The following is a 22,929-nucleotide window of genomic DNA, read 5'->3' as shown; positions in this document are numbered from 1 at the left end:
GCGCTCAGAAAGGTAAATCATGCGGAAAATTCAAGTACTTGGAGTGCATCACATCACGATCATGGGGGCGGATCGGCAGACCTCGATTGATTTCTGGGAAGGGCTGTTGGGCATGCCATTTATCTTTGATCAGCCCAACTTGGATGACGCAAACGAAGGGCACTTGTATTTTGATCCCGGTGATGGGCGGCTGATCACGATTTTCACAAACGAAGACCGCACGGCTGATCGTGGCCGCACGCCGACAGATGCGGGATGTGTACATCACTTGGCATTCGAAGTGGACCGCGCGATGTTTTCTCAAGTGCCGGACCGGTTGGCCGCGCGCGGGATTGGCAATTCTGGCGTCAAAGATCGCGGCTTTATGGATTCGATTTATTTTAAGGATCCGCTGGGGTTGCTGATCGAACTGGCGTGTTACAAATTCATTCCGCCGCGTGGGTCAAACCACGCAGAAGTGCTGCTGGAGGCGCATAAATTGCGCGTCGCTGCGGGGGATGCTGCCATTGGCGAAAACCATCTGGCAGATGCGGTTGAACAGATCGTCGAGCGCAGCCAAAGTTCACTGTCAACGGATCGAAGTGCGCGCGATCCTTACCGAAATAAATAATGCCCCCAGCAGGTTAGCAGGGGGCATCGTAATTTAAGTCACGTCTTTGTAGCTGATTTCAGCCTTGTCCGTGCCGGTTTTTTCGCGGCGCACGATCAGGCGGTTTAGCGCGTTCACGTAGGCCTTGGCGGATGCGACAACCGTGTCTGTGTCTGCGGATTGGCCTGTGGCGATGCGGTCGTCTTCTTCCATGCGGACGGACACTGTGGCTTGGGCGTCGGTGCCTTCGGTCACGGCCTGAACCTGATAGACTTGCAGTTTTGCGCCATGCGGAAACAAGGCTTTTACCGCGTTAAATGTTGCATCCACCGGGCCGTCGCCGGTTTGGCTGGTGGTGTGTTCGATCCCGTCGACCGACATGACCAAATCAGCCTTTTGCGGGCCTTCGGTGCCGCATTGAACGCGCAGCGACACGATCTTGAGGTGATCGTTTGCCGGGTCCGAAGACGTGCGCATCAAGGCGATCAAATCGTCGTCAAACACCTCTTTTTTGCGGTCTGCCAATTCTTTGAACCGCACAAAGACGTCTTTCAACTGGTTGTCGCCCAGCTCGAACCCGAGGTCCTCCAGCTTGGCGCGCAAGGCGGCGCGACCCGAGTGTTTGCCAAGCGGCAAAGACGTTCCGGCCAGGCCGACGTCCTCGGGGCGCATGATCTCGAATGTTTCGGCGTTTTTCAGCATGCCGTCTTGGTGAATACCGGATTCGTGGGCAAAGGCGTTCTTGCCAACAATCGCTTTGTTGAACTGCACCGCAAAGCCGGACACTGATGCCACGCGGCGTGAAATGTTCATCAGTTTGGTCGTATCGATGCCGGTTTGGAACGGCATAATGTCGTTGCGCACTTTCATGGCCATCACGACTTCTTCTAATGCCGTGTTCCCGGCGCGTTCGCCCAAGCCGTTGATTGTGCACTCAATTTGGCGCGCGCCAGCTTCGACTGCGGCAAGGCTGTTGGCGGTCGCCATGCCCAAATCGTTGTGACAATGCGTGGCAAAGATGACCTCGTCGGCACCCGGTACCATTTCGATCAAACGGCGGATCAGCTCGGCGCTTTCGCGTGGCGCGGTGTAGCCAACCGTGTCGGGAATGTTGATCGTGGAGGCACCGGCCTTGATCGCGATTTCGACGGTACGGCACAGGTAGTCGAATTCGGTGCGGGTCGCATCCATCGGTGACCACTGCACGTTGTCGCACAGATTGCGCGCGTGGCTGACGGTCTGTTCGATCCGCTCTGCCATTTCGTCTTTGGTCAGGTTCGGGATGGCGCGGTGCAAAGGCGATGTGCCGATGAACGTGTGGATGCGCGGTTTGGCTGCGTGTTTTACGGCCTCCCAACAGCGATCAATGTCGCCGATTTGGGCGCGCGCCAATCCGCAAATCACGGAATTCACGCTGTTTTTGGAAATCTCGGAAACGGCGTTAAAATCACCCTCGGAGGCGATAGGAAATCCGGCCTCGATGATGTCCACGCCCATTTCGTCGAGCAAACCGGCGATTTCCAGTTTCTCATCGTGGGTCATTGTTGCGCCGGGGGATTGTTCGCCGTCACGCAATGTGGTGTCGAAAATTACGACTTTGTCTTGTGAAGATGTCATGTGATGTCTCTTTTTTGTGTCTGATCCTTGGCACGTTCCAAAACCCTCTGAGCGGACGTGCCGGAAGACACGCTCAGAGGCGGAATAGGATCAGTAGGTCGCACAGCGATGCAGCGCCAAGTTGGCGAAGCGGAGTGATATGTGCGGATCTGTTCATGACGCTCTTTATAAACGCGCAATGGTAAATGAAAAGATAGAAAATTCAGTGACTCAGCTTTGGCCGGTTCGTTTTGTTCAAACAAAGGTTGAAGGCACCGCGTCGCCTGCTAGGTCTAGGCCATGGCAAGAGTTTTGATCATCGGCGCGTCAGGCGGCATCGGGCAGGCATTGGTGTCTGTGCACCAAAACCGCGGTGACCATGTTGTCGGGGTGTCGCGATCAGCCGATGGTTTCGAGATCACGAACGAGGCAAGCGTGTCGTCGCATTTGTCCGCGTTGGGCGGCGATTTTGACCGCATTATTGTGGCAACCGGCGCGCTTGAGATTAACGGTGCCGGACCCGAGAAATCCATCAAGGCAATCCAGGCGGACGCTATGGCGCAGCAATTTGCGGTGAATGCGATTGGGCCTGCATTGGTGTTGTCCCACGCGGGGCGTTTGCTGGCCAAGGGGCGGCCAAGTTGCGTGGCCGTTTTGTCCGCGCGGGTGGGATCGATTTCTGACAACCGTTTGGGCGGTTGGATCAGTTACCGCGCTGCAAAATCTGCGCTGAACCAGATCGTGCGCACCAGCGCGATTGAACTGACGCGCAGCCATCCTCAGTCTTGCGTCGTATCGTTGCACCCCGGCACCGTCGCCAGTGCGTTTACGGCAAAATATCTGGGCCGCCATCCGTCTGTTGCGCCGGTCGAGGCGGCAGGTAACTTGATGACAGTCATGGATCAGTTGTCGCCGCACCGCAGTGGTGGGTTCTTTGATTACACAGGCGCAATCGTTGAATGGTGATCATTCCCAACGAGCGGCTTAACCGCTTTGTCGGTGGATTTCAGAACAGGAATTTCCAGGTATTCGATCAATTGCACACGTAATTTGCGTTCTTTTAGACGTGCGCAAAAATAGCGTGACGTGCTGGTCGTAATCAGCCCATCGCTTTTGTCAAAATGACGAAATTCGACCCAAGCTGACAAATGGTTCTTGGCTGAAATGGATTCGGCGATAATCCGATACGCGGTGCGTGTGTAATTGGCCTCCAATAGCGCCGTGCGCTTGATGGATAACACGGCCTGGATCGCCTTCACGTTTTTAAAGACCATGATCCGTTCGCCAAAATAGATTGCCGTGGGCAAAGAAAATTGATTGGAAATTTCCACAAGTTCATTTCGAGCGAAACAATCGCACTGCTTTTGGAAAAATTCTTCTACTGATTGCAATCCAACACACTTTCAACGTGATATTTCGAAAGCCTTGCAACTTAGGCATATCTTTGACCGGTCAACTAAATGGCAGGTACAGCACTATTGCAAGAAAACTAATCGAAAATTCCCGCCATGGTGGGTTTTTTCAGGATATTTCGTGAAATGCGGGAAGATACGGCGACTTTACTTAAGCGCGCCGTTTTCCCAGTTGCCGCGAGCCTCTTCGCCGGTGGCATAGCGCATGGTTCCGTCGCCTTGGCGTTTGCCGTTGCGAAAGTTGCCCTCGTAGACGTCGCCGTTGTCATACGTCGCGGTGCCCGTGCCATTAATTTCGCCAGTTTGCCACTGGCCTGTGTATTTGAAACCGTTGGCCATTGCGATGCTGCCGATGCCGCTGCGCTGCCCGTTTTCAAATGTGCCCTCGTAGATTGTACCGTCAGGATAGGTGGCCTTGCCGTTGCCGTGACGCTGGCCGCTTAGCCATTCGCCCTCGTAGCGGTAGCCGTCCGCATAGGTCATCACGCCCCTGCCGTGATTGCGCGCGCCTTTGAACCCGCCCTCGTAGATCACGCCGTTTGAATAGGTCGCTTTGCCGTCGCCCTCGATCACGCCGGCGACCCACGCGCCCTCATAGGTAGAGCCATCGACATAGGTGATTTTGCCGGTTCCATCCGCCAGATCATCGCGAAAGCTGCCCTCGTAGACCGACCCGTCAGGATAGGTGACGCGGCCTTGGCCTTCGATTTGGCCGGCAACCCACGCGCCGACGTAGGTATAGCCATCTTCGCCGGTGAACGTGCCGGTGCCGTGGCGGCGATCATCCGCGAACTGGCCATCATAGACATCGCCGTTTGCATACGTGACGCGGCCGTTGCCCATGCGCCGGCCTGACACGAGGTCGCCCTCGTAAATGTCACCGTTGGGTTGGGTCAACGTGCCAGCCCCGTCGATTTGCCCGTCTTTCCAGAGACCGACATAGACCAATCCATCCGGCATCGTCAGCGTGCCGGTGCCCGCGCGTTGCCCGTTTACGATGTCGCCGTCATAGACCGCGCTGTCAGGATAGGTGATCGTGCCGACGCCATTTTTGACTCCGTCAATCCAGTCGCCTTTGTATTCGTAGCCGCCGGGGCTTTGCATCACCCCTTTGCCGTGGTGCTTGGCATTGCGGAATTCGCCCTCATAGCGCACGCCGTTGGCATAAAGCGCGACGCCGCTGCCGATAATCGTGCCGCCCAGCCAGTCGCCCTCGTAGGTGCCGCCATCCGCAAAGGTGATTTTACCGAAACCGTCGGGTTTGCCCTTGGAAAAGTTACCCTCGTAGACCGAGCCGTTGGGGAAATTCGCAACGCCTTCGCCTTTGATCTCGCCGTCGACCCATTCGCCGGAATATTCGTAGCCGTTGGGCAGTTTGTAGGTGCCTGATCCGTGCTGCAGGCCGCCGCGAAACGTGCCCTCATAGATGCCGCCGTCATCATATTGCTTGCTCAGCACCTGATCATCCTGCGCGACTACCGCTACAGGAAAAGCCCACAGGCTCAGGATCAATAGAAGACGTTTCATATAGGACCTGCCCAAATTTTGTCTAAGATTCTTGGCCCGCACACCCCCTGCGCAGGCTGGGGTAGCCTAGAAGAAGCAAAGCCACCTCGCAATGGGTTTTGCAGGGTTGATTTGCGGCAGGCGGACGTCAGCGGGCCATTTGCAACTTGGACTTGTCGGCTTGGGCCTCTCAAAGGGCTTTTCTGCCCAACGCCTTAGGCATATAGGTGCCTCAAGACCCAGATATCTGATAGGATCGGAGCGCCTGATGGCCGATAGATTTCGCATAACCCTGTGCCAATTGAACCCAACCGTGGGGGACATTGCGGGCAACGCAGCGCTTGCGCGTGATGCTTGGGAACAAGGGCGCGCGGCAAACGCCGACATGGTTGCGCTGCCAGAGATGTTTATCACGGGCTACAACGCACAAGATTTGGTGATGAAGCCGGTGTTTCACAACGCAGCCATCGCTGCGGTTGAGCAATTGGCCATCGATTGCGCGGACGGCCCCGCCTTGGCGATCGGCTGCCCGTGGGTCGAGGATGACAAGCTGTACAATGCCTACATGATTTGTCGGGGCGGCAAGATCGCCTCAAAAGTTTTGAAGCATCACTTGCCCAACGAAACGGTTTTTGACGAGGTCCGTATCTTTGACGCGGGGCCTTTGGGTGGACCCTACAGCGTCGGTAACACCCGCATCGGCAGCCCGATTTGTGAGGATTCGTGGCACGAGGATGTGGCTGAAACGCTGGCTGAAACCGGCGCGGAATTCCTGTTGGTGCCGAACGGGTCGCCGTATTATCGGGGCAAACAAGACACCCGCATGAACCTGATGGTCGCGCGTGTTGTCGAAACGGGTTTGCCGCTGATCTACCTGAACATGGTCGGTGGTCAGGATGACCAAGTGTTTGACGGCGCGTCTTTTGCCCTGAACCCCGGTGGTGCGTTAGCGCTGCAAATGCCTGCGATGGAAACAGCAATCAGGCACATCGATCTGGAACGCGGGGCTGACGGCTGGCGGATCAAGGACGGTGACAAGGTCAAGCAACCGGACGAGTGGGAACAAGACTATCACGTGATGGTGTTGTCGTTGCGTGATTACATGCGAAAAACTGGTTTCAAAAAGGTGCTGTTGGGCATGTCCGGCGGGATCGATTCCGCCATTGTGGCGACTATTGCCGCCGACGCGCTTGGCCCTGAAAACGTGCGCTGCGTTATGCTGCCGTCGGAATACACCAGCTCCGATAGCTTGGAAGACGCCAAGGCCTGTGCGACCGCGCTGGGCTGCACGTATGATTTTGTCCCGATCAAAGAGGGGCGTGATGCGATCACCAACACGCTGGCGCCATTGTTCGAGGGCTATGACGAGGACCTGACTGAGGAAAACATCCAGTCCCGTCTGCGTGGATTGCTGTTGATGGCGATGAGCAACAAGTTCGGCTCCATGCTGCTGACCACCGGCAATAAATCCGAGGTCGCAGTGGGCTACGCTACGATCTACGGCGACATGGCGGGCGGCTATAACCCGATCAAAGACTTGTACAAAACCCGCGTGTTCGAAACCTGCCGCTGGCGCAATGAAAATCACCGTGACTGGATGATGGCCCCTGAGGGCGCGGTCATTCCCGAACGGATCATCACCAAACCGCCGTCAGCCGAACTACGTGACGATCAGAAAGACAACGACAGCTTGCCCGACTATCCGGTGCTGGATGCGTTGCTGGAAATGCTGGTCGACAACAACGCGTCAGTTGCAGATTGCGTGGCTGCCGGGTTTGATCGTGATGTGGTCAAAAAGGTCGAACACCTGATCTACATTTCTGAATACAAACGGTTCCAGTCTGCCCCCGGTGCCCGCCTGACCAAAGGCGCATTCTGGCTGGATCGTCGCTATCCCATTGCCAACCGTTGGCGTGATAACGAGTGAGACGCGTGGTGTGCGACACGCACACCTTACCAGCACGATCACTGGACTTATGATATCTATCATGACACCTAGCCCGCTACAGGAGAACCGCTCATGACCACCACTCGTTTTGCCCCATCGCCCACAGGTTTCATTCACATTGGCAACCTGCGCACGGCGCTGATGAACTTTCTGATAGCGCGCAAGGCGGGGGGGGAGTTCATCTTGCGGATCGACGACACCGATCCCGAGCGTTCCAAAGAAGAATACGTCGACGGGATCAAGCAAGACCTTGAGTGGCTGGGCCTGCACTGGAACCGGGTTGAACGCCAATCAGAACGGCTGGATCAATACGCCGCCGCTGCGGACAAACTGCGCGACATCGGCCGGTTCTACGAGGCGTTCGAAACGCCGACCGAACTGGATCTGAAACGCAAAAAACAGCTGAACATGAGCAAACCACCGGTCTATGATCGCGCCGCTTTGGCATTGTCAGAAGCCGAGCGTGAAGCGATGCGCGCAGAGCGGGGCAATGGCGTGTGGCGGTTCAAGTTGGATCACGAGCGGATCGAATGGAACGACGGCATTTTGGGCGACATCTCGATTGATGCGGCGTCCGTCAGTGACCCGGTTTTGATCCGTGGTGACGGGCAGGTTTTGTACACAATCGCGTCCGTTGTGGATGACACCGAAATGGGTGTGACGAACGTTGTGCGCGGGTCCGATCACGTGACCAACACGGCGACCCAAATCCAGATCATGAAGGCGCTGGGCGCGACGCCGCCCGCCTTTGCGCACCATTCGTTGCTAACCGGCCCACAGGGCGAAGCATTGTCAAAACGCCTCGGCACTTTGGCCCTGCGCGATCTGCGCGAACAGGGCATTCAGCCGATGGCGCTGCTCAGCATGATGGCGCGTTTGGGATCGTCCGATCCGATTGAATTGCGCATGGAAATGGCTGAGCTGATCGACGGTTTCGAGCTGTCCCATTTCGGCGCGGCCCCCACCAAATTCGACGTGGCAGACGTGTTCCCGATGACGGGTCACTACCTACAAGCCTTGCCTCTGGCGAAAGTTGCAGACCAGATCACAGCCCTTGGTGTGCCCGACGATCTGGCCGAAGCTTTCTGGACAGTGACGCGCGACAACATCACCACGCTCAAGGATCTGGACGGTTGGTGGACGTTGTTCCGTGACGGCGCAGAACCTGACATCGACGACGAGGACAAAGAGTTTGTCGCACAAGCCATGGCGCTGCTGCCCGAAGGCCCGCTAGACACCACCACTTGGAAATCATGGACCGGTGCCGTCAAAGACGCGACCGGGCGCAAGGGGCGTGGCCTGTTCATGCCACTGCGCAAGGCGTTGACGGGCCAAAGCCATGGTCCCGATATGTCCGGCGTGATGCCGCTGTTGCAAGTGATCAAAGCGCGCTAACCTCACCTGAACGCGGCGTCGCTGCGTTCAGAAAAAGGACACGCCATGCGCGACGCACAAGCCAAATTCGTAACCGGCAATTTGTTTCGCCATGTCAGCGTGATGTCACTGACGTCGTCTGTCGGGTTGATGGCGGTGTTTCTGGTCGACTTTGTCGATATGATTTTCATCTCGATGCTGGGGAAATCAGAACTGGCTGCCGCAGTTGGTTACGCCGGTGCCGTGCTGTTTTTCACCACCTGCTTTGGGATCGGTATGGCGATTGCTGTGGGGGCGTTGGTCGCGCGCAGCCTTGGGGCAGGGGACGACGCACTGGCCCGCGCCCGCACCGCAACTGGCCTGACGTTCGGGGTCTTTTTCAGCGCGATCTTTGCGGGCCTTGTCTGGCTGAATGTGCGCCCCGCGGTCGAGTTGTTGGGGGCCACCGGACACACCGCTGATCTGGCCGAAAGCTATCTGCGCATCGTTGTACCGTCCTTGCCGTTTCTTGTGATCGGTATGATGGGCGGGGCGGTTTTGCGCGCGTACGGCGATGCGCGCCGCGCCATGATGGCCACGATCTACGGCGCACTCGTGAATGCGGTTCTTGACCCGATCCTGATCTTTGCACTGGATCTGGAATTGACGGGTGCGGCCCTTGCTTCAGTTGCCGCGCGGCTGGTTATTGCAAGCACGTCGTTGCTGCCGATCATCCGCCATCACGGGGGCATCGAACGTCCTGATCTGGGCAGTATGCGGCGCGATTTCCCGCCTATTTTGGCCATCGCTTTGCCTGCAATTCTGACGCAGTTGGCAACGCCAATCGGCCAAGCCTTTGTGACGCGGTCCATGGCGCAATATGGCGAAGACGCGATTGCAGGAATGGCGATTGTCGGGCGGCTGACGCCTGTGGCATTCGGCATCATCTTTGCGTCTTCGGGCGCGGTTGGACCAATCATCGGGCAGAATTTCGGAGCCAAAGATTTCACCCGCGTTCGCGCTGGATTTAACGCCGCATTGTTGTTCACGGCGATGGTTATCGTTGTGGTGACGCTGACGTTGTTCGTTTTGCGTGGGCAAATCGCGGCCCTGTTTAGCGCCGAAGGATTGACGCTAGAGCTGATATTCCTGTTCTGCGGCCCGCTTGCGCTGGCGTTCTTTTTCAACGGGGTTCTGTTCGTCAGCAATGCGGCATTCAACAACCTCGGCCATCCGTTCTATTCCACGTGGATGAACTGGGGGCGCAACACGATTGCGATGGTGCCTGCGGTGCTGATCGGCGCGTATTTCTTTGGCGCGGCAGGGGTGCTGATCGGGCAGGCGGCGGCTGGCGTGATCTTTGGGTGCATCGCGTGGTGGTTGGCGATTGATGTCATCAACTCGGGCGGCGATGACGAAGATCAGGGACCATTCGCGCGTCAGGGCCGCCTAATGACCTTGCTGCACGCGCGCCGATAACCGCGATAAATGTTGATCAACCAGTTGCGTTTCAGATGCGGTTAAAACCTGCGCGCGCGGGTATTTCGGCGTTGCGCGGTCGTCCAGAATGGGCGTGTCCCATCCGTCCGTCGTGTCAAAAAACGCCTGTACACCATCGGTGCCAAATTCGCGCAAATACCCTTGCACAACCACGTCCAGATAGCTGAGCAAAATAACGTGCGCGCCACTTTTGCGCATGTCAGTGGGATCAACGGCGTAATGTGCAATCTCGGCTATAGGATCGCCAACATGCGCGACGTTCCCATCTGATGAAATGCGTTGATAGCCGCCTTCGCGCAGATCAAGCGCTGCCCAATCCGCGTCCGGCACTGCTGCAATCAGCCCATCGATACGGTGCCCAATCGCAGGTACCGCCGTTAAAAATACGACGTCACGTGCATCGGTACGCACCCATGCCCGCCGCCAATCTTGCAAGGTTGCGTGACGCGCATTCGGGTAAATATGGGTGTCTTGATTGACCAGACTGCCATAGCCGAAAAAGTAGGGATCATTCATTCTTTTGCTCTCAACACTTGGGCAGGGCGCGCAGCGAGCGGGGCCCACGCAAAGGCGAGACCCGCAAGTAAAGTTGCGATAACACCCCCTGCAATAATGGCAAGTGCCGAGGGCCAGATGACGGAATAAGTGATGTCCATGACAAACCTGCTGACCGCCCATCCCCCCATAATTCCCGCCGCCAAAGCAACGAGCCCAGCGGCCAATCCGAGCAACGCAGCCCGCATTGCAAAACTGTACAAAATGCGTAGGCGCGTGGCACCAAGGGTCTTGAGGACAGCGGCCTCGTAGGTGCGCGCATTGGTGCCAGCCGCCGCTGCGCCGATCAAAACGAGGAAACCCGTTAGCAATGTTGCCGCCGCCCCGTAGGATGTTGCGGCCGCCAAACCGGACAGCACATCGGCCACTCGGTCAATCGCGTCGCGCACGCGGATCGCGGTGATGTTGGGGTATTTCTGCGCCAGATCGCGCAAAATTGCGGCCTCGGCTTGGGGTTCTGCGTAGACGGTCGAAATGAAACTGTGGGGGGCACCGGCCAGCGCTGATGGGTTCATGCTGAGGATGAAACCAATGCCGGCAGTCGAAAAATCCACCTCGCGAAAGGACGATATTGTGCCGGTGATATCGCGCCCCAGGATGTTGATTGTCATCGTGTCGCCAAGGTTCAGGTTCATTTCTGCGGCTTCTTCTGCGGCAAAACTGATCAGAGGCGGGCCGACGTAATCTGCGTCCCACCACGCGCCGTCTGTGATGCGAGTATTTTCGCCCGGCGCCTCGGAATAGGTGACGCCACGGTCGCCTTGCAGCACCCAGTGATCGCCGCCGGTTTCCTTGGCCGGTTTGCCGTTGATTTGTGTGATGACGCCGCGCAACATCGGGGCGCTGTCGATGCGGCGCACGGCCGTGTCGTTTTCCAAACGCTCGGTGTAGCCCGCCATTTGGTCGCGCTGGATGTCGACGAAAAAATACGACGGTGCGACGTCAGGCAAATTGCCTGAGATTGCTTTTCTGAGGTTGCCGTCGATCTGCCCGACGGCCGCCAAAACCGACAGGCCCAATCCTAGCGAAAGCACGACCGACGCCGCCCCTTCGCGTGGACCCGAGATCGAGGCGAGCGCCCATCGCAACGCCGGACGCCCCTTTGACAATCGCCCGCCACGGCGCGATGTCCAGCGAATGACCACCGATGCCAACGCAAGAATGACGAGGGCAAAAGCGATGCCACCCGCAGTCCAAATCGTCAGCCGCCACGTGCCCGAAAACCACGCGGCCAACCCGATCAAAACAGCCAAAGCCAAGGCGATAACGATCAAGTAGCGAAAGGGTGGCAGCAGCTTTGATGCGCCAAGAGCGTCGCGAAACAAGGTGGCGGCGCGCACGTCTTCGGCGCGGGCAAGGGGCCACAAGGTAAAGACAAAAGCGGTCAAAATGCCGTAAATCGCAGCCTCTGCCAAGGGGGCGGGATAGATCGCGAAACTTGCAGGGATTGGCAGGCGAGCTTCGATCAGCGGTGCCAGCACAACCGGTGCGAGCCCACCCAAAACCAGCCCGATCAGGATGCCGACAACGGACAGAACCCCGATCTGGATGAAATAGGTTTGAAAGATGGTCCGCCGCTCGGCCCCGAGGGTGCGCAGGGTCGCGATCACGTTGGTTTTCTCGGCTAGGTAGGCGCGCACGGCGGCCGACACACCGACGCCACCAACGGCCAAACCGGACAGTCCGACAAGCACCAGAAACGCGCCCAAACGGTTCACAAACTCAGCGATGCCCGGTGCACCATTGCGCGCGTCCGTCCAACGCAACCCGCTGTTTTCAAATCGCTTTCGTGCGTCCGTTTCCAAGACTGCAAGATCGGCGTTGTCGGCCAGATCCAATCGATACTTTGTGCTGAACAGCGTCCCCGCAGCAAGCAGCGATGAGTTTTCAAGGGATGTTGTGCGCACGATGGTACGTGGCCCCAAGTTGAACCCGCCTGCAGCCCCATCCGGTTCGCGCATCAAGGCGGCTGACAAGCGGAAATCTTGGGTGCCAAGTCGGAACGTGTCGTCGATTTCCAGCCCCAAACGGTCGATTAACACCCGTTCCATCACCGCACCGGGCAGCCCGTCGCGCAGCATCAATGCGTCTGCCAATGACATCTCTGGTGACAGGGTGACGGAGCCGATTAGCGGGTAGAGGTTATCGATAGCTTTGATCTGCGTCAGGCCACGTTCGGTTTGATCGCCCGCGCCGACCACAGCCATGGACCGAAAATCGACGATTTCTGACACGGCAATTGCGTTGTCCGTCATCCATTGGCGTTCGTCGTCGCTGGCAAATCGATAAGTCAGTTCAAGTTCGGCATCGCCGCCCAAGATCGCAGCCCCTTCGCGTGCCAATCCGGTTTCGATCGCCACACGAACCGACCCTACGGCGGCGATGGCAGCAACGCCGAGCGCCAAACACGCGAGGAAAATGCGGAAACCGCGCAGGCCGCCGCGCAATTCACGTCGGGCAAATCGGGCGGCGATGGCGATGCTCATTCTGCGGCGGCTTGCTGTGGCAGTGCGATGCGTCCGTCCGCCAATCGAATGACGCGATCACAACGCGCGGCCAGCGCGTTTGAGTGTGTGACCAGCACCAAAGTCGCCCCGTGTTTGTCGCGCAATCCAAACAGCAAATCCATGATCGCAGCACCATTGGCACCGTCCAGATTGCCGGTCGGTTCATCCGCCAACAAGATTTTTGGACGGGTGACAGATGCACGGGCAAGGGCGACGCGTTGTTGCTCTCCCCCTGACATTTGCGACGGATAATGATCGGCGCGGTGCCCGAGGCCCACGGCATCCAGTTCTGCCCTCGCCCGATCAAAGGCGTCGCGCGCGCCGGCCAATTCCAGCGGAGTGGCGACATTTTCCAGCGCGGTCATCGTCGGGATCAGATGGAACGACTGAAACACCACCCCCATGTGATCGCGGCGAAACCGGGCCAGCGCGTCTTCGTTCATCAATGTTAGATCGTGCCCAAGCGCGTCAATCGTGCCAGCCGTCGATTGTTCAAGACCGCCCATCAGCATCAGCAACGACGACTTGCCGGAACCGGACGGCCCGATCAGCCCAACCGTTTCACCGCGCGCAATTTCCAGCGAAATATCATGCAAAATATCGACCCTGCCAGCGTTGCCATCGAGGGACAATGCCACATCTTTTAGGGCAAGGACTGGATCGGACATACAAGAGCGCCTTTATTAGGGGTTACGGTTGGATATGGAGGTTGGATCAGGATGCGCAAGGCGATCATCGCGATTGTAATTAGTTTTTGGGGGACTGTGGCTGCGGCCCAGACCGTGACGATTGCTGCCCTCGGGGACAGCTTGACCCAAGGCTACGGGTTGCAGGTCGAAGACGGGTTTGTGCCGCAATTGCAAAACTGGCTGACCGCACAGGGTGCCGACGTGGCGATGATCAACGCGGGTGTGTCTGGTGACACAACTGCGGGTGGGCTGTCGCGTGCGGCGTGGACGCTGACGCCTGACGTGGATGCAATGATCGTGACGTTGGGTGGCAATGATCTGCTGCGTGGTCTTGATCCGGCGAACAGTCGCGCGAACATGGACGGAATTTTGGCTGCGGCGCAAGCGGCGGGCGTTCAGGTGCTGGTCATCGGAATGCAAGCGCCCGGGAATTACGGACCAGAATACAAAGCCAGTTTTGACGCGATTTACCCCGAATTGGCAAAGGCCTACGGGGCCCTGTACCTTGAAAGCTTTTTTGAAGGTCTTGGTGGTGCGGGTACTGATCCGGCGGCTCTTGGGGCATTCATGCAAGGCGACGGCATCCACCCGAACCCGCAGGGCGTTAAGCGGATTGTCGAAGGTATTGGCCCCAAAGTGCTGCAGCTGATCGCGACCGTGCAAAAGTGATTAATGTCTAGGCAGTCGCCCCGCGGAATTTCGTTTTTCGAATTTTACCAGTTGATAAAAAAATAAGTTCGTGAGAGCGTTGCCCTAACACGCAAGCAATTTGGCTTTGCCACAGGAGCAACATGACCCAGGATTCCTTTACCCCAGGTGTTGTAGCAGGTCGTCTAGATGACGCAGCCTACGAAACCCAATTCGCAGATTTGCACCCGCCATTGGCCAATCACGAGGCATTGGTGGCCGCAGATCGTTGCTATTTCTGCCACGATGCGCCCTGCATTACGGCGTGTCCGACGGACATCGACATTCCGTTGTTCATCCGTCAAATCGCGACAGGGACGCCAGACGCGGCTGCAAAAACGATCCTGTCACAGAATATTATGGGCGGGATGTGCGCACGGGTTTGCCCGACTGAAACGCTGTGCGAACAGGCTTGTGTTCGCGAAGCCGCTGAAGGCAAACCGGTTTTGATCGGGCAATTGCAACGCTTTGCGACGGACCACTTGCAAGCAAAAGGCGTGCATCCGTTTGAGCGTGCAGCATCGACAGGCAAGACTGTTGCTGTTGTTGGCGCTGGCCCAGCTGGTTTGTCTTGTGCGCACCGATTGGCAATGTTGGGGCATGATGTTGTGGTGCATGACGGGCACCCGAAATCAGGTGGCCTGAACGAATACGGAATTGCGACCTACAAGACCACAGGTGGCTACGCGCAGGCCGAAGTTGACTGGCTTTGCCAAATTGGCGGGATCACGATCAAACATGGTCAAAGCCTCGGGGCTGATCTGCCGTTAACCGGGTTGCAGGCTGACTTTGATGCGGTGTTCCTGGGGATTGGGCTGGGGGGCGTCAATGCGCTGGGCCTTGAAAACGCTGATAAAACTGGTGTGCTGGATGCGGTAGATTTCATCTCTGACCTTCGCCAAGCGCCAAATGCCATGGACGTTCCTATTGGACGGGATGTGGTTGTGATTGGCGGCGGCATGACGGCGGTTGATGCCGCGGTTCAGGCGAAACTGTTGGGGGCGTTGAACGTCACGCTGGCCTATCGCCGCGGGCGGGATCGCATGAACGCGTCGGTGTTTGAACAGGATTTGGCGACCTCAAAGGGCGTGCGGATCATGACGCATGCGGTGCCAATTACGGTGCATGGAAACGGAGCCGTGCGCGAGATCGAATTCGAATACGTCGGCGATGACATGCAAGGCACCGGTCAAACGGTACGACTGGCCGCAGATCAGGTTTTGGTCGCAATTGGCCAAACGCTACAGGCCGATGCGGGCCCCGATTTGGATGGTAAAAAGATCGCCGTGACAGAAACTGGCCAAACGTCATTGACCGGCGTTTGGGCTGGTGGCGACTGTGCATCTGGCGGCGATGATTTAACTGTCACAGCCGTGGCAGAGGGGCGTGACGCTGCGATGGATATTCACGCGACGCTGATGGGAGACGTGTAAAATGGCTGACCTAACAACCGACTTCATCGGCATCAAAAGCCCCAATCCCTTTTGGCTGGCATCAGCGCCGCCGACGGACAAAGAATACAATGTGCGCCGCGCCTTCGAGGCAGGTTGGGGCGGCGTCGTCTGGAAAACGCTGGGCGAAGAAGGCCCGCCTGTCGTTAACGTCAACGGCCCGCGCTACGGTGCAATTTACGGCGCGGATCGTCGTTTGTTAGGCTTGAACAACATCGAGTTGATCACCGATCGCTCGCTCGAAACCAACCTCGAAGAAATCACGCGCGTCAAAGCCGACTACCCCAATCACGCGGTCATCGTGTCGATCATGGTGCCCTGCGAAGAAGAAGCGTGGAAAGCTATCCTGCCAAGGGTCGAGGCGACTGGCGCTGACGGGATCGAGCTGAACTTTGGATGCCCGCACGGCATGTCGGAACGCGGCATGGGCGCGGCGGTGGGGCAAGTGCCCGAGTACATCGAAATGGTGACGCGCTGGTGCAAGCAGTATTATTCAAAACCGGTGATCGTAAAGCTGACGCCAAACATCACCGACGTTCGTAAACCTGCGGCGGCGGCCCGTCGTGGTGGGGCGGATGCGGTGTCGTTGATCAACACGATCAACTCGATCACTTCGGTGAATCTGGACACGATGTCGCCCGAACCCAGCATCGACGGCAAAGGCACGCACGGCGGCTATTGCGGCCCTGCGGTCAAACCCATCGCGATGTCGATGGTGTCGGAAATCGCGCGTTTTCCTGAAACTGCTGGCCTGCCGATTTCGGGCATTGGCGGGATCACCACATGGCGCGATGCGGCTGAATTTATGACGCTGGGCTGCGGCAACGTTCAGGTCTGCACAGCGGCCATGACCTACGGGTTCAAGGTGGTGCAGGAAATGATCAGCGGCCTGTCCGATTGGATGGACGAAAAGGGCCACACCAGCGTCAATGATTTCATGGGTCAAGCGGTGCCAAACACGACCGATTGGCAATACCTGAACCTGAATTACATCGCCAAGGCCAAAATCAACCAAGACGATTGCATCAAATGCGGGCGCTGTTTTGCGGCCTGCGAAGACACCTCGCACCAAGCGATTTCGATGTCTGCGGACCGCGTGTTCGAAGTGATCGATGCGGAATGTGTGGCGTGCAATTTATGTGTCAATGTCTGCCCGGTTGAGGATTGCATCACAATGGAACAGGTGGCTGCTGGCCAAACCGATCCACGCACAGAGCGCACAGTTGATCCAGATTACGCCAACTGGACAACGCACCCAAACAACCCGTCTGCCACGGCGGCCGAGTAACGAAATCTCCCGCCCATCCGAGGTGCATATTTTGGATGGGAGCCTTGCCAGTTTTTAGTCTGTTGGCAGGGCATCCAACTTGATGTCTGCGATGGCTTCGGCTGACGTTGCTGCGGCCAGCGCAGACATCAATTTTGTTACTTCAGTCGGGCTGGTGGGCAACATCTCCATTATTGATTTTCTGCGCGCGGCGGCTTGTGCCTGTTGCTCTAATGCGTGCTCGCCCGCGACGTTTTGTTCAATCGAGGGCTGGGTTTTTATGTCTTGAATTTGCGCTTGAACAACGCTTTGCGGGGTTGCCCTGGTTGGTGTGTCGAAGTTTTGAAAAATGACCTTTGATGTTTGATCGGCCACGGGTGGTGCATGGGTTAACGCCACGTCTTGTTGCGAAACCTGAGGTGTTTTTGGCACCGCCTGCGCTGGGCTGATCATACTTGAAACGACTTGCATTTGATCCTCCTGATGATGGGTTGGGCGCGATCTGCGCTGTTTCCACGGTGGCGCGCAATTGTTAATCAAATCTAAACGCGCCTTTGCGACTTGCCTAAATATTTAAGGTTTTGCTAACGTTTGTCGCCGTTCCGATGTGGAAATGGAATGGTAACAAACGCACAGGATCATGATCAGACCGGCGATCCATTTGCCTCGGCTGAACTGTCAGGTTGAAGCGGTTCTTGCGGCTGGAGCGTGGTCAAATTGGCCACTTTTGTTGAGGCACTTGTCAGTGTGTCCAAGATCGATTGCTGCTTGTAGGCTTGCTGGGCGGCTTCGGCGATCTGGCGTGCTGCGGCCTCGCTTTGCGCGCTTGACGAGGGCTCTATCTGGGCCAGAACGATGTTTTGCGTGGACGGAGCAATCGCCGTTTCTGTCGGTGATGTTTGGGCCGAAACCGCGGGCGTATCAGACGAAGCTGTTCCGCCAGAATTCTGGTCAGATGATCCGGTGTCGGATCCTGTCGTATTGCCTGACGGCACAAAAACTGGTGCGCCCAAGCCTGAAATAGTCGACATGCGATCCTCCTGATACCGATCAGTTAAAACGCCCCTTCACCCGAGAATTACCAATCGTTCACAAACGTAAACAAAGTCTAAATGCAGTTTCAAAAACCCGTGCAAAGGTTAATTTCTGGCCCGATTTCGTCAAGGAGAAAGCAGCTTCGTAAACATCGCATTCAGGTAGTCAGTGGCACCGTCTTCTTTGGCGCGCTTAGGCATCAGCACATCGATTTGCGCCTCAAAATCAGCGTAATGTTGCGTTGTGGACCAGATCGAAAAGATCAGGTGGCGCGGGTCGACTTTTGCCAGCTTTCCTTCGTGTATCCAGGTTTCGATCAAGGCACATTTTTCATCAAAAAGCGGTTTCAGATCGGACGCCAAATGCGGGCCCATCCGCGGGGCACCTTGCAAAATTTCATTGGCAAACAGGCGGCTTTCCCGCGGCAGGTCGCGCGCCATATCCAGCTTGCGTTGCACATAGGCCAGCAGTTCGGTCATCGGATCGCCGCTGGCATCCATCTCGATCAACGGATCAAGCCAGGTTTCCATCAGCTGGTTCAAAAGCGTGACGTGGATTTCTTCTTTGCCACTGAAATAATACAGGATGTTTGGCTTGCTGATCCCTGCCTCTTTGGCGATCAAATCAAGGGTCGCACCGCGGTAACCATGTTGCGAAAACACGTTCAGGGCGGCATCCAAAATGCGGTGACGGTTGCGCAATTGAATGCGACTGGGTTTCTTTTCGGTGCCAGTGGTCATTTGCCGTGGGCCTTTGCTGCAAAAACAGGCTCATGTTGCGGCCTGAGCGCCCATTTAGCAAACCAGTTCTTGACAGACTAGGGCGCAGTCGCAATCGTGTATTTACCAAGTGGTAAAAAAACCTAAGCCACAAACGACGTCAGGGGGATATTATGGCAGCTCCGGGTGAAAACCTACGGATCAACGCAGATCGGCTGTGGGACAGCTTGATGGATATGGCCAAGATCGGGCCGGGCGTTGCGGGCGGGAACAACCGCCAGACCCTTACGGACGAAGACGGCGAAGGACGCGCCTTGTTCCAAAGCTGGTGCGAGGCTGCGGGATGTTCGATGGGCTTGGACCAGATGGGCAACATGTTTGCGCGTCGCGAGGGATCAGACCCCGATGCACTGCCGGTCTATGTCGGATCGCATCTGGACACACAGCCCACGGGCGGCAAATACGATGGCGTTTTGGGGGTCTTGGCGGGGTTGGAAATCATCCGCACGCTCAACGATTTAGACGTACAAACCAAACACCCCATCGTGGTCACGAATTTCACCAACGAAGAGGGCACGCGCTACGCCCCAGCGATGCTATCATCCGGCGTTTTCGCGGGCATCCACACCCAAGACTGGGCGTATGGCCGCGTTGACGCAGAAGGCAAAACATTCGGGGATGAGCTGAGCCGGATTGGCTGGCGTGGAGACGAGGAAGTGGGCGCACGGAAAATGCACGCCTTCTTTGAATTGCACATCGAGCAAGGCCCGATTTTGGAGGCTGAAGCCAAAAACATTGGCGTCGTCACCCACGGGCAGGGCCTAAGCTGGACGCAGGTGACCTTGACCGGCAAGGATTCTCATACCGGATCAACACCCATGCCAATGCGGAAAAACGCAGGCTTGGGCATGGCGCGGATTTTGGAAAAAGTAGACGAGATCGCGTGGTCACATGCCCCTCACGCGGTAGGTGCGGCAGGACATATCGACGTGTTTCCAAATTCGCGAAATGTCATTCCGGGCAAGGTCGTGTTTACCGTTGATTTCCGCTCGCCTGACTTGTCGGTGATCGAGGACATGGAGGCGCGCTTGCGTGGTGACGCCCAAAAAATAGCCGACGACATGGGGCTGGGCATCGAATTTGAAAAGGTCGGCGGTTTTGATCCCGTGACCTTTGATGACGATTGCGTTGGTGCCGTGCGTGCCGCTGCCGAACGGTTGGGATACGCGCACATGAACCTGATTTCGGGCGCGGGTCACGATGCGTGCTGGATCAATCGTGTGGCCCCGACTGCGATGGTGATGTGCCCCTGTATAGATGGGCTTAGCCACAACGAGGCCGAGGAAATCTCGCGTGAATGGGCGATGGCGGGCACGGATGTTTTGATGCATGCTGTGGTTCAAACAGCTGAAATTGTCGGGTGAGGCACACCAATGTTGCTTGACCCTGACCTTAGCATCGAACAGCGGATTACTGCGCTGATCCAGGTTGAAATCGATGATACGCGCATCGAGACGGATCGCGATTTGCGCCATATGGATGCGTTCAAACATGCCTTGGTGCATCCGTTTGAAACGACAGTGAACTTTAGCGGCGGTATTACGCAAACATGTTGGACCGTGACGCGCACGGACGGTGCATACCGCGTGGTGTTTATGCCGATTGCCGGATACTTTTCACTCTGTGTGGAAAGCGATTTTGGTCCCTTGGATGTAGGCGTGCACGGGGCGGCCATGGGCTGCTACGGGTCTGTTTAATCACGAGGGTGCATAGGGGATTTATCCCAATCCTCAAGATATTTGAGGTCCGAATGACAGGGCCCGACTAGGAGAGACAAGATGAGCAAAGTGATCAAAGGTGGTTTGGTTTGCACGGCAGATCGCACGTACAAAGCGGACGTGTTGATTGAAGGCGAAGTGATCAAACAGATCGGTCAGGATTTGATCGGCGATGAATACATCGACGCCGAGGGCGCGTATGTCATTCCGGGCGGTATCGATCCGCACACGCATCTGGAAATGCCATTCATGGGTACGACGGCGGCGGAAACTTTTGAAAGCGGCACGTGGGCTGCGGCCGTTGGTGGCACCACGATGGTCGTCGATTTCTGTCTGCCCGGCGCGGACGGTGATCTAAAGAACGCGATCAACGAATGGCACCGCAAATCCGCCCCGCAAATCTGTTCTGACGTTGGCTATCACATGGCTATCACCGGCTGGAACGAAGACGTGTTCAATGGCATGAAAGACGCGGTTGAAATGGGTGTGAATTCGTTCAAACACTTCATGGCCTACAAAGGCGCATTGATGATCGAGGACGACGAGATGTTCGCCTCGTTCAAGCGCTGTGCCGAGCTGGGCGCGTTGCCGATGGTCCACGCCGAGAACGGCGATTTGGTGGCCGAACTGCAAGAGAAGTATTTCAACGAAGGTATCACCGGTCCCGAAGGTCATGCCTATTCCCGCCCGCCTGAATTGGAAGGCGAGGCCGCCAACCGTGCCATCACCATCGCCGATACCGCCGGCGTGCCGCTCTACATCGTGCACGTGTCATGCGAGCAAACCCACGAGGCAATCCGGCGTGCCCGTCAAAAGGGCATGCGGGTTTACGGCGAACCTTTGATCCAATTTTTGACGCTGGACGAAAGCGAATATTTCAACAAAGATTGGGACCACGCTGCGCGTCGTGTCATGTCGCCGCCGTTCCGGTCCAAGGATCACCAAGATAGCTTGTGGGCTGGTTTGCAGGCCGGGTCATTGCAAGTGGTTGCGACCGATCACGCCGCGTTCAACACCGAACAAAAACGCGCGGGCCGCAACGATTTCCGGATCATTCCAAATGGGTCAAACGGGCTAGAAGAACGTCTGGCCGTGTTGTGGACCGAAGGGGTCGAAACCGGCCGTCTGACGCCAAACGAATTTGTGGCTGCGACCTCGACCAACGCGGCAAAAATCCTGAACATCTATCCCAAAAAGGGCGCGATTGTCGAAGGGGCCGATGCAGACATCGTGGTTTGGGATCCGAAAATTACCAAAACTATTTCCCCTGCCAACCACCATTCTGTGTTAGATTACAATGTCTTCGAGGGCTTTGAAGTCACTGCACAGTCGCGCTACACGCTGTCACGCGGCGAGGTCATCTGGGCGTGGGGCCAGAATTCGCAACCGCAACCCGGTCGCGGTAAATTCGTGCCGCGCCCTGCGTTCCCATCGGCAAACCTAGCTTTGTCAAAATGGAAAGAGCTGACCAAACCCAAAATGATCCAGCGCGATCCTTTGAACATTCCAGCGGGGATCTAAATGCAAAACGGCACCACAGAGGCGGCGCAGTCCGCCTCTCAGGCACCTGTGATTTCAGCCAGTAATCTGGAACTGACATTTCAAACCAACGACGGACCTGTGCATGCGCTGAAAGGCGTGTCGCTCGACATCGAAGCGGGTGATTTCGTCAGCTTTATCGGCCCGTCCGGCTGTGGAAAAACCACGTTCCTGCGGGTTATGGCGGACCTAGAGCAGCCCACCGACGGATCGATTTCGGTGAACGGCGTCAGTCCGGCTGCAGCGCGCCAAGCGCGTGCGTACGGCTATGTTTTTCAGGCCGCAGGTCTCTATCCGTGGCGCAGTATTGGTCGCAATATCAGCCTGCCGCTCGAAATCATGGGCTATTCCAAAGCCGAACAGCAAGAGCGGGTCGAGCGTGTGCTTGACCTTGTTGAGCTGGCTGGATTTGAACGTAAATTTCCGTGGCAACTGTCTGGTGGGATGCAGCAGCGGGCCTCTATTGCGCGGGCCTTGGCCTTTGACGCTGACATTCTGCTGATGGATGAACCGTTTGGCGCGCTGGATGAAATCGTGCGTGATCACCTGAACGAACAGCTGTTGAAACTGTGGGCACGGACGGAAAAAACCATCGCCTTTGTCACCCACTCGATTCCCGAAGCGGTGTATCTGAGCACCAAGATTGTCGTCATGTCACCGCGCCCCGGCCGGATCACGGACGTGATCGAAAGCACACTGCCCAAGGAGCGCCCGCTGGATATTCGCGACAGTCCGGAATTTCTGGAAATCGCGCACCGGGTGCGTGACGGGCTGCGCGCGGGCCATACAGATGAGTGA

At 56.9% G+C, this 22,929-nt stretch carries 21 protein-coding genes; 12 read left to right on the top strand and 9 right to left on the bottom strand.

Annotated features, from left to right (window positions below; genetic code table 11):
• Positions 1 to 19: 19 nt before the first annotated feature.
• Positions 20 to 610: a VOC family protein gene (locus ACFIO0_RS15170; RefSeq protein ID WP_390911241.1), complete on the top strand. Its 591-nt coding sequence runs from the start codon at positions 20 to 22 to the stop codon at positions 608 to 610.
• A gap of 33 nt (positions 611 to 643) precedes the next feature.
• Here the strand turns inward: ACFIO0_RS15170 and ACFIO0_RS15165 are convergent, their stop codons facing one another.
• Positions 644 to 2,206, bottom strand: a complete 1,563-nt coding sequence (locus tag ACFIO0_RS15165; RefSeq protein ID WP_390911240.1) for a 2-isopropylmalate synthase — start codon at positions 2,204 to 2,206, stop codon at positions 644 to 646.
• A 279-nt stretch (positions 2,207 to 2,485) separates the two neighbouring features.
• On the opposite strand from ACFIO0_RS15165, the gene ACFIO0_RS15160 reads away from it, so the two are divergent.
• Complete coding sequence (locus ACFIO0_RS15160) at positions 2,486 to 3,151, top strand: SDR family NAD(P)-dependent oxidoreductase (protein ID WP_390911239.1); 666 nt, start codon at positions 2,486 to 2,488, stop codon at positions 3,149 to 3,151.
• On the opposite strand, the gene ACFIO0_RS15155 is transcribed toward ACFIO0_RS15160, so the two are convergent.
• Positions 3,124 to 3,492 (bottom strand): hypothetical protein, encoded by a 369-nt coding sequence (locus tag ACFIO0_RS15155; protein WP_390911238.1) that lies wholly within the window; start codon positions 3,490 to 3,492, stop codon positions 3,124 to 3,126. The two genes, ACFIO0_RS15160 and ACFIO0_RS15155, sit on opposite strands and share 28 nt — an antisense overlap.
• Positions 3,493 to 3,744: 252 nt before the next feature.
• The gene (locus ACFIO0_RS15150; protein ID WP_390911237.1) at positions 3,745 to 5,124 is read right to left on the bottom strand and encodes an MORN repeat-containing protein; all 1,380 of its coding nucleotides are present in this window, start codon (positions 5,122 to 5,124) and stop codon (positions 3,745 to 3,747) included.
• 247 nt (positions 5,125 to 5,371) lie between these two features.
• On the opposite strand from ACFIO0_RS15150, the gene ACFIO0_RS15145 reads away from it, so the two are divergent.
• The 3 genes from ACFIO0_RS15145 (at position 5,372) to ACFIO0_RS15135 (ending at position 9,883) form a co-directional block, all read left to right on the top strand.
• Positions 5,372 to 7,030 carry an NAD+ synthase gene (locus ACFIO0_RS15145; RefSeq protein ID WP_390911236.1) on the top strand — a complete coding sequence of 553 codons (1,659 nt, stop codon included), beginning with the start codon at positions 5,372 to 5,374 and terminating at the stop codon, positions 7,028 to 7,030.
• Positions 7,031 to 7,123: 93 nt separating this feature from the next.
• Positions 7,124 to 8,446, top strand: coding sequence for a glutamate--tRNA ligase (gltX, locus tag ACFIO0_RS15140; protein WP_390911235.1), 1,323 nt, complete (start codon positions 7,124 to 7,126; stop codon positions 8,444 to 8,446).
• Between the two features lie 45 nt (positions 8,447 to 8,491).
• Positions 8,492 to 9,883, top strand: a complete 1,392-nt coding sequence (locus ACFIO0_RS15135) for an MATE family efflux transporter (protein WP_390911234.1) — start codon at positions 8,492 to 8,494, stop codon at positions 9,881 to 9,883.
• Here ACFIO0_RS15135 and ACFIO0_RS15130 read toward each other — a convergent pair.
• The 3 genes from ACFIO0_RS15130 to ACFIO0_RS15120 are packed head-to-tail and all read right to left on the bottom strand — an operon-like array spanning position 9,854 to position 13,634.
• The gene (locus ACFIO0_RS15130) at positions 9,854 to 10,420 is read right to left on the bottom strand and encodes a gamma-glutamylcyclotransferase (RefSeq protein ID WP_390911233.1); all 567 of its coding nucleotides are present in this window, start codon (positions 10,418 to 10,420) and stop codon (positions 9,854 to 9,856) included. The two genes, ACFIO0_RS15135 and ACFIO0_RS15130, sit on opposite strands and share 30 nt — an antisense overlap.
• A complete protein-coding gene (locus tag ACFIO0_RS15125; RefSeq protein ID WP_390911232.1) occupies positions 10,417 to 12,945 on the bottom strand; it encodes an FtsX-like permease family protein in 2,529 nt (842 codons plus the stop codon). The genes ACFIO0_RS15130 and ACFIO0_RS15125 overlap by 4 nt, the downstream gene beginning before the upstream one ends.
• The gene (locus tag ACFIO0_RS15120; protein WP_390911231.1) at positions 12,942 to 13,634 is read right to left on the bottom strand and encodes an ATP-binding cassette domain-containing protein; all 693 of its coding nucleotides are present in this window, start codon (positions 13,632 to 13,634) and stop codon (positions 12,942 to 12,944) included. The genes ACFIO0_RS15125 and ACFIO0_RS15120 overlap by 4 nt, the downstream gene beginning before the upstream one ends.
• A 51-nt stretch (positions 13,635 to 13,685) precedes the next feature.
• On the opposite strand from ACFIO0_RS15120, the gene ACFIO0_RS15115 reads away from it, so the two are divergent.
• The 3 genes from ACFIO0_RS15115 to preA all read left to right on the top strand — a co-directional run bounded on the left by ACFIO0_RS15115 (position 13,686) and on the right by preA (position 17,081).
• Positions 13,686 to 14,324, top strand: a complete 639-nt coding sequence (locus tag ACFIO0_RS15115) for a GDSL-type esterase/lipase family protein (RefSeq protein WP_390911230.1) — start codon at positions 13,686 to 13,688, stop codon at positions 14,322 to 14,324.
• 122 nt (positions 14,325 to 14,446) lie between these two features.
• Positions 14,447 to 15,775 carry an FAD-dependent oxidoreductase gene (locus ACFIO0_RS15110; RefSeq protein ID WP_390911229.1) on the top strand — a complete coding sequence of 443 codons (1,329 nt, stop codon included), beginning with the start codon at positions 14,447 to 14,449 and terminating at the stop codon, positions 15,773 to 15,775.
• A 1-nt stretch (position 15,776) separates the two neighbouring features.
• Entirely contained in the window at positions 15,777 to 17,081 is a 1,305-nt protein-coding gene (gene preA, locus ACFIO0_RS15105; protein ID WP_390911228.1) for an NAD-dependent dihydropyrimidine dehydrogenase subunit PreA, read from the top strand.
• A gap of 54 nt (positions 17,082 to 17,135) precedes the next feature.
• Here preA and ACFIO0_RS15100 read toward each other — a convergent pair whose 3' ends face one another.
• The 3 genes from ACFIO0_RS15100 to ACFIO0_RS15090 form a co-directional block, all read right to left on the bottom strand.
• On the bottom strand, positions 17,136 to 17,531 hold the full coding sequence (locus ACFIO0_RS15100) for a hypothetical protein (protein WP_390911227.1): 396 nt from the start codon (positions 17,529 to 17,531) through the stop codon (positions 17,136 to 17,138).
• A gap of 173 nt (positions 17,532 to 17,704) precedes the next feature.
• Positions 17,705 to 18,091: a hypothetical protein gene (locus tag ACFIO0_RS15095; RefSeq protein ID WP_390911226.1), complete on the bottom strand. Its 387-nt coding sequence runs from the start codon at positions 18,089 to 18,091 to the stop codon at positions 17,705 to 17,707.
• A 129-nt stretch (positions 18,092 to 18,220) separates the two neighbouring features.
• Positions 18,221 to 18,835, bottom strand: coding sequence for a TetR family transcriptional regulator C-terminal domain-containing protein (locus ACFIO0_RS15090; RefSeq protein ID WP_390911225.1), 615 nt, complete (start codon positions 18,833 to 18,835; stop codon positions 18,221 to 18,223).
• A 152-nt stretch (positions 18,836 to 18,987) separates the two neighbouring features.
• Here ACFIO0_RS15090 and ACFIO0_RS15085 point away from each other — a divergent pair, with 152 nt between their 5' ends.
• The 4 genes from ACFIO0_RS15085 to ACFIO0_RS15070 all read left to right on the top strand — a co-directional run bounded on the left by ACFIO0_RS15085 (position 18,988) and on the right by ACFIO0_RS15070 (position 22,929).
• Positions 18,988 to 20,238 (top strand): allantoate amidohydrolase, encoded by a 1,251-nt coding sequence (locus ACFIO0_RS15085; RefSeq protein ID WP_390911224.1) that lies wholly within the window; start codon positions 18,988 to 18,990, stop codon positions 20,236 to 20,238.
• Between the two features lie 9 nt (positions 20,239 to 20,247).
• The gene (locus ACFIO0_RS15080; protein WP_390911223.1) at positions 20,248 to 20,571 is read left to right on the top strand and encodes a hypothetical protein; all 324 of its coding nucleotides are present in this window, start codon (positions 20,248 to 20,250) and stop codon (positions 20,569 to 20,571) included.
• An 81-nt stretch (positions 20,572 to 20,652) separates the two neighbouring features.
• Positions 20,653 to 22,113 (top strand): dihydropyrimidinase, encoded by a 1,461-nt coding sequence (hydA, locus tag ACFIO0_RS15075; protein WP_390911222.1) that lies wholly within the window; start codon positions 20,653 to 20,655, stop codon positions 22,111 to 22,113.
• Positions 22,114 to 22,929, top strand: a complete 816-nt coding sequence (locus tag ACFIO0_RS15070; protein WP_390911221.1) for an ATP-binding cassette domain-containing protein — start codon at positions 22,114 to 22,116, stop codon at positions 22,927 to 22,929. It abuts the gene before it with no gap.

It is taken from the genome of Pseudosulfitobacter sp. SM2401 (assembly GCF_042932805.1).
Classification (GTDB): domain Bacteria; phylum Pseudomonadota; class Alphaproteobacteria; order Rhodobacterales; family Rhodobacteraceae; genus Ascidiaceihabitans.
The sequence above is the reverse complement of the archived record's forward strand: the minus strand, read 5'-3'. Positions and strand labels throughout refer to the sequence as shown.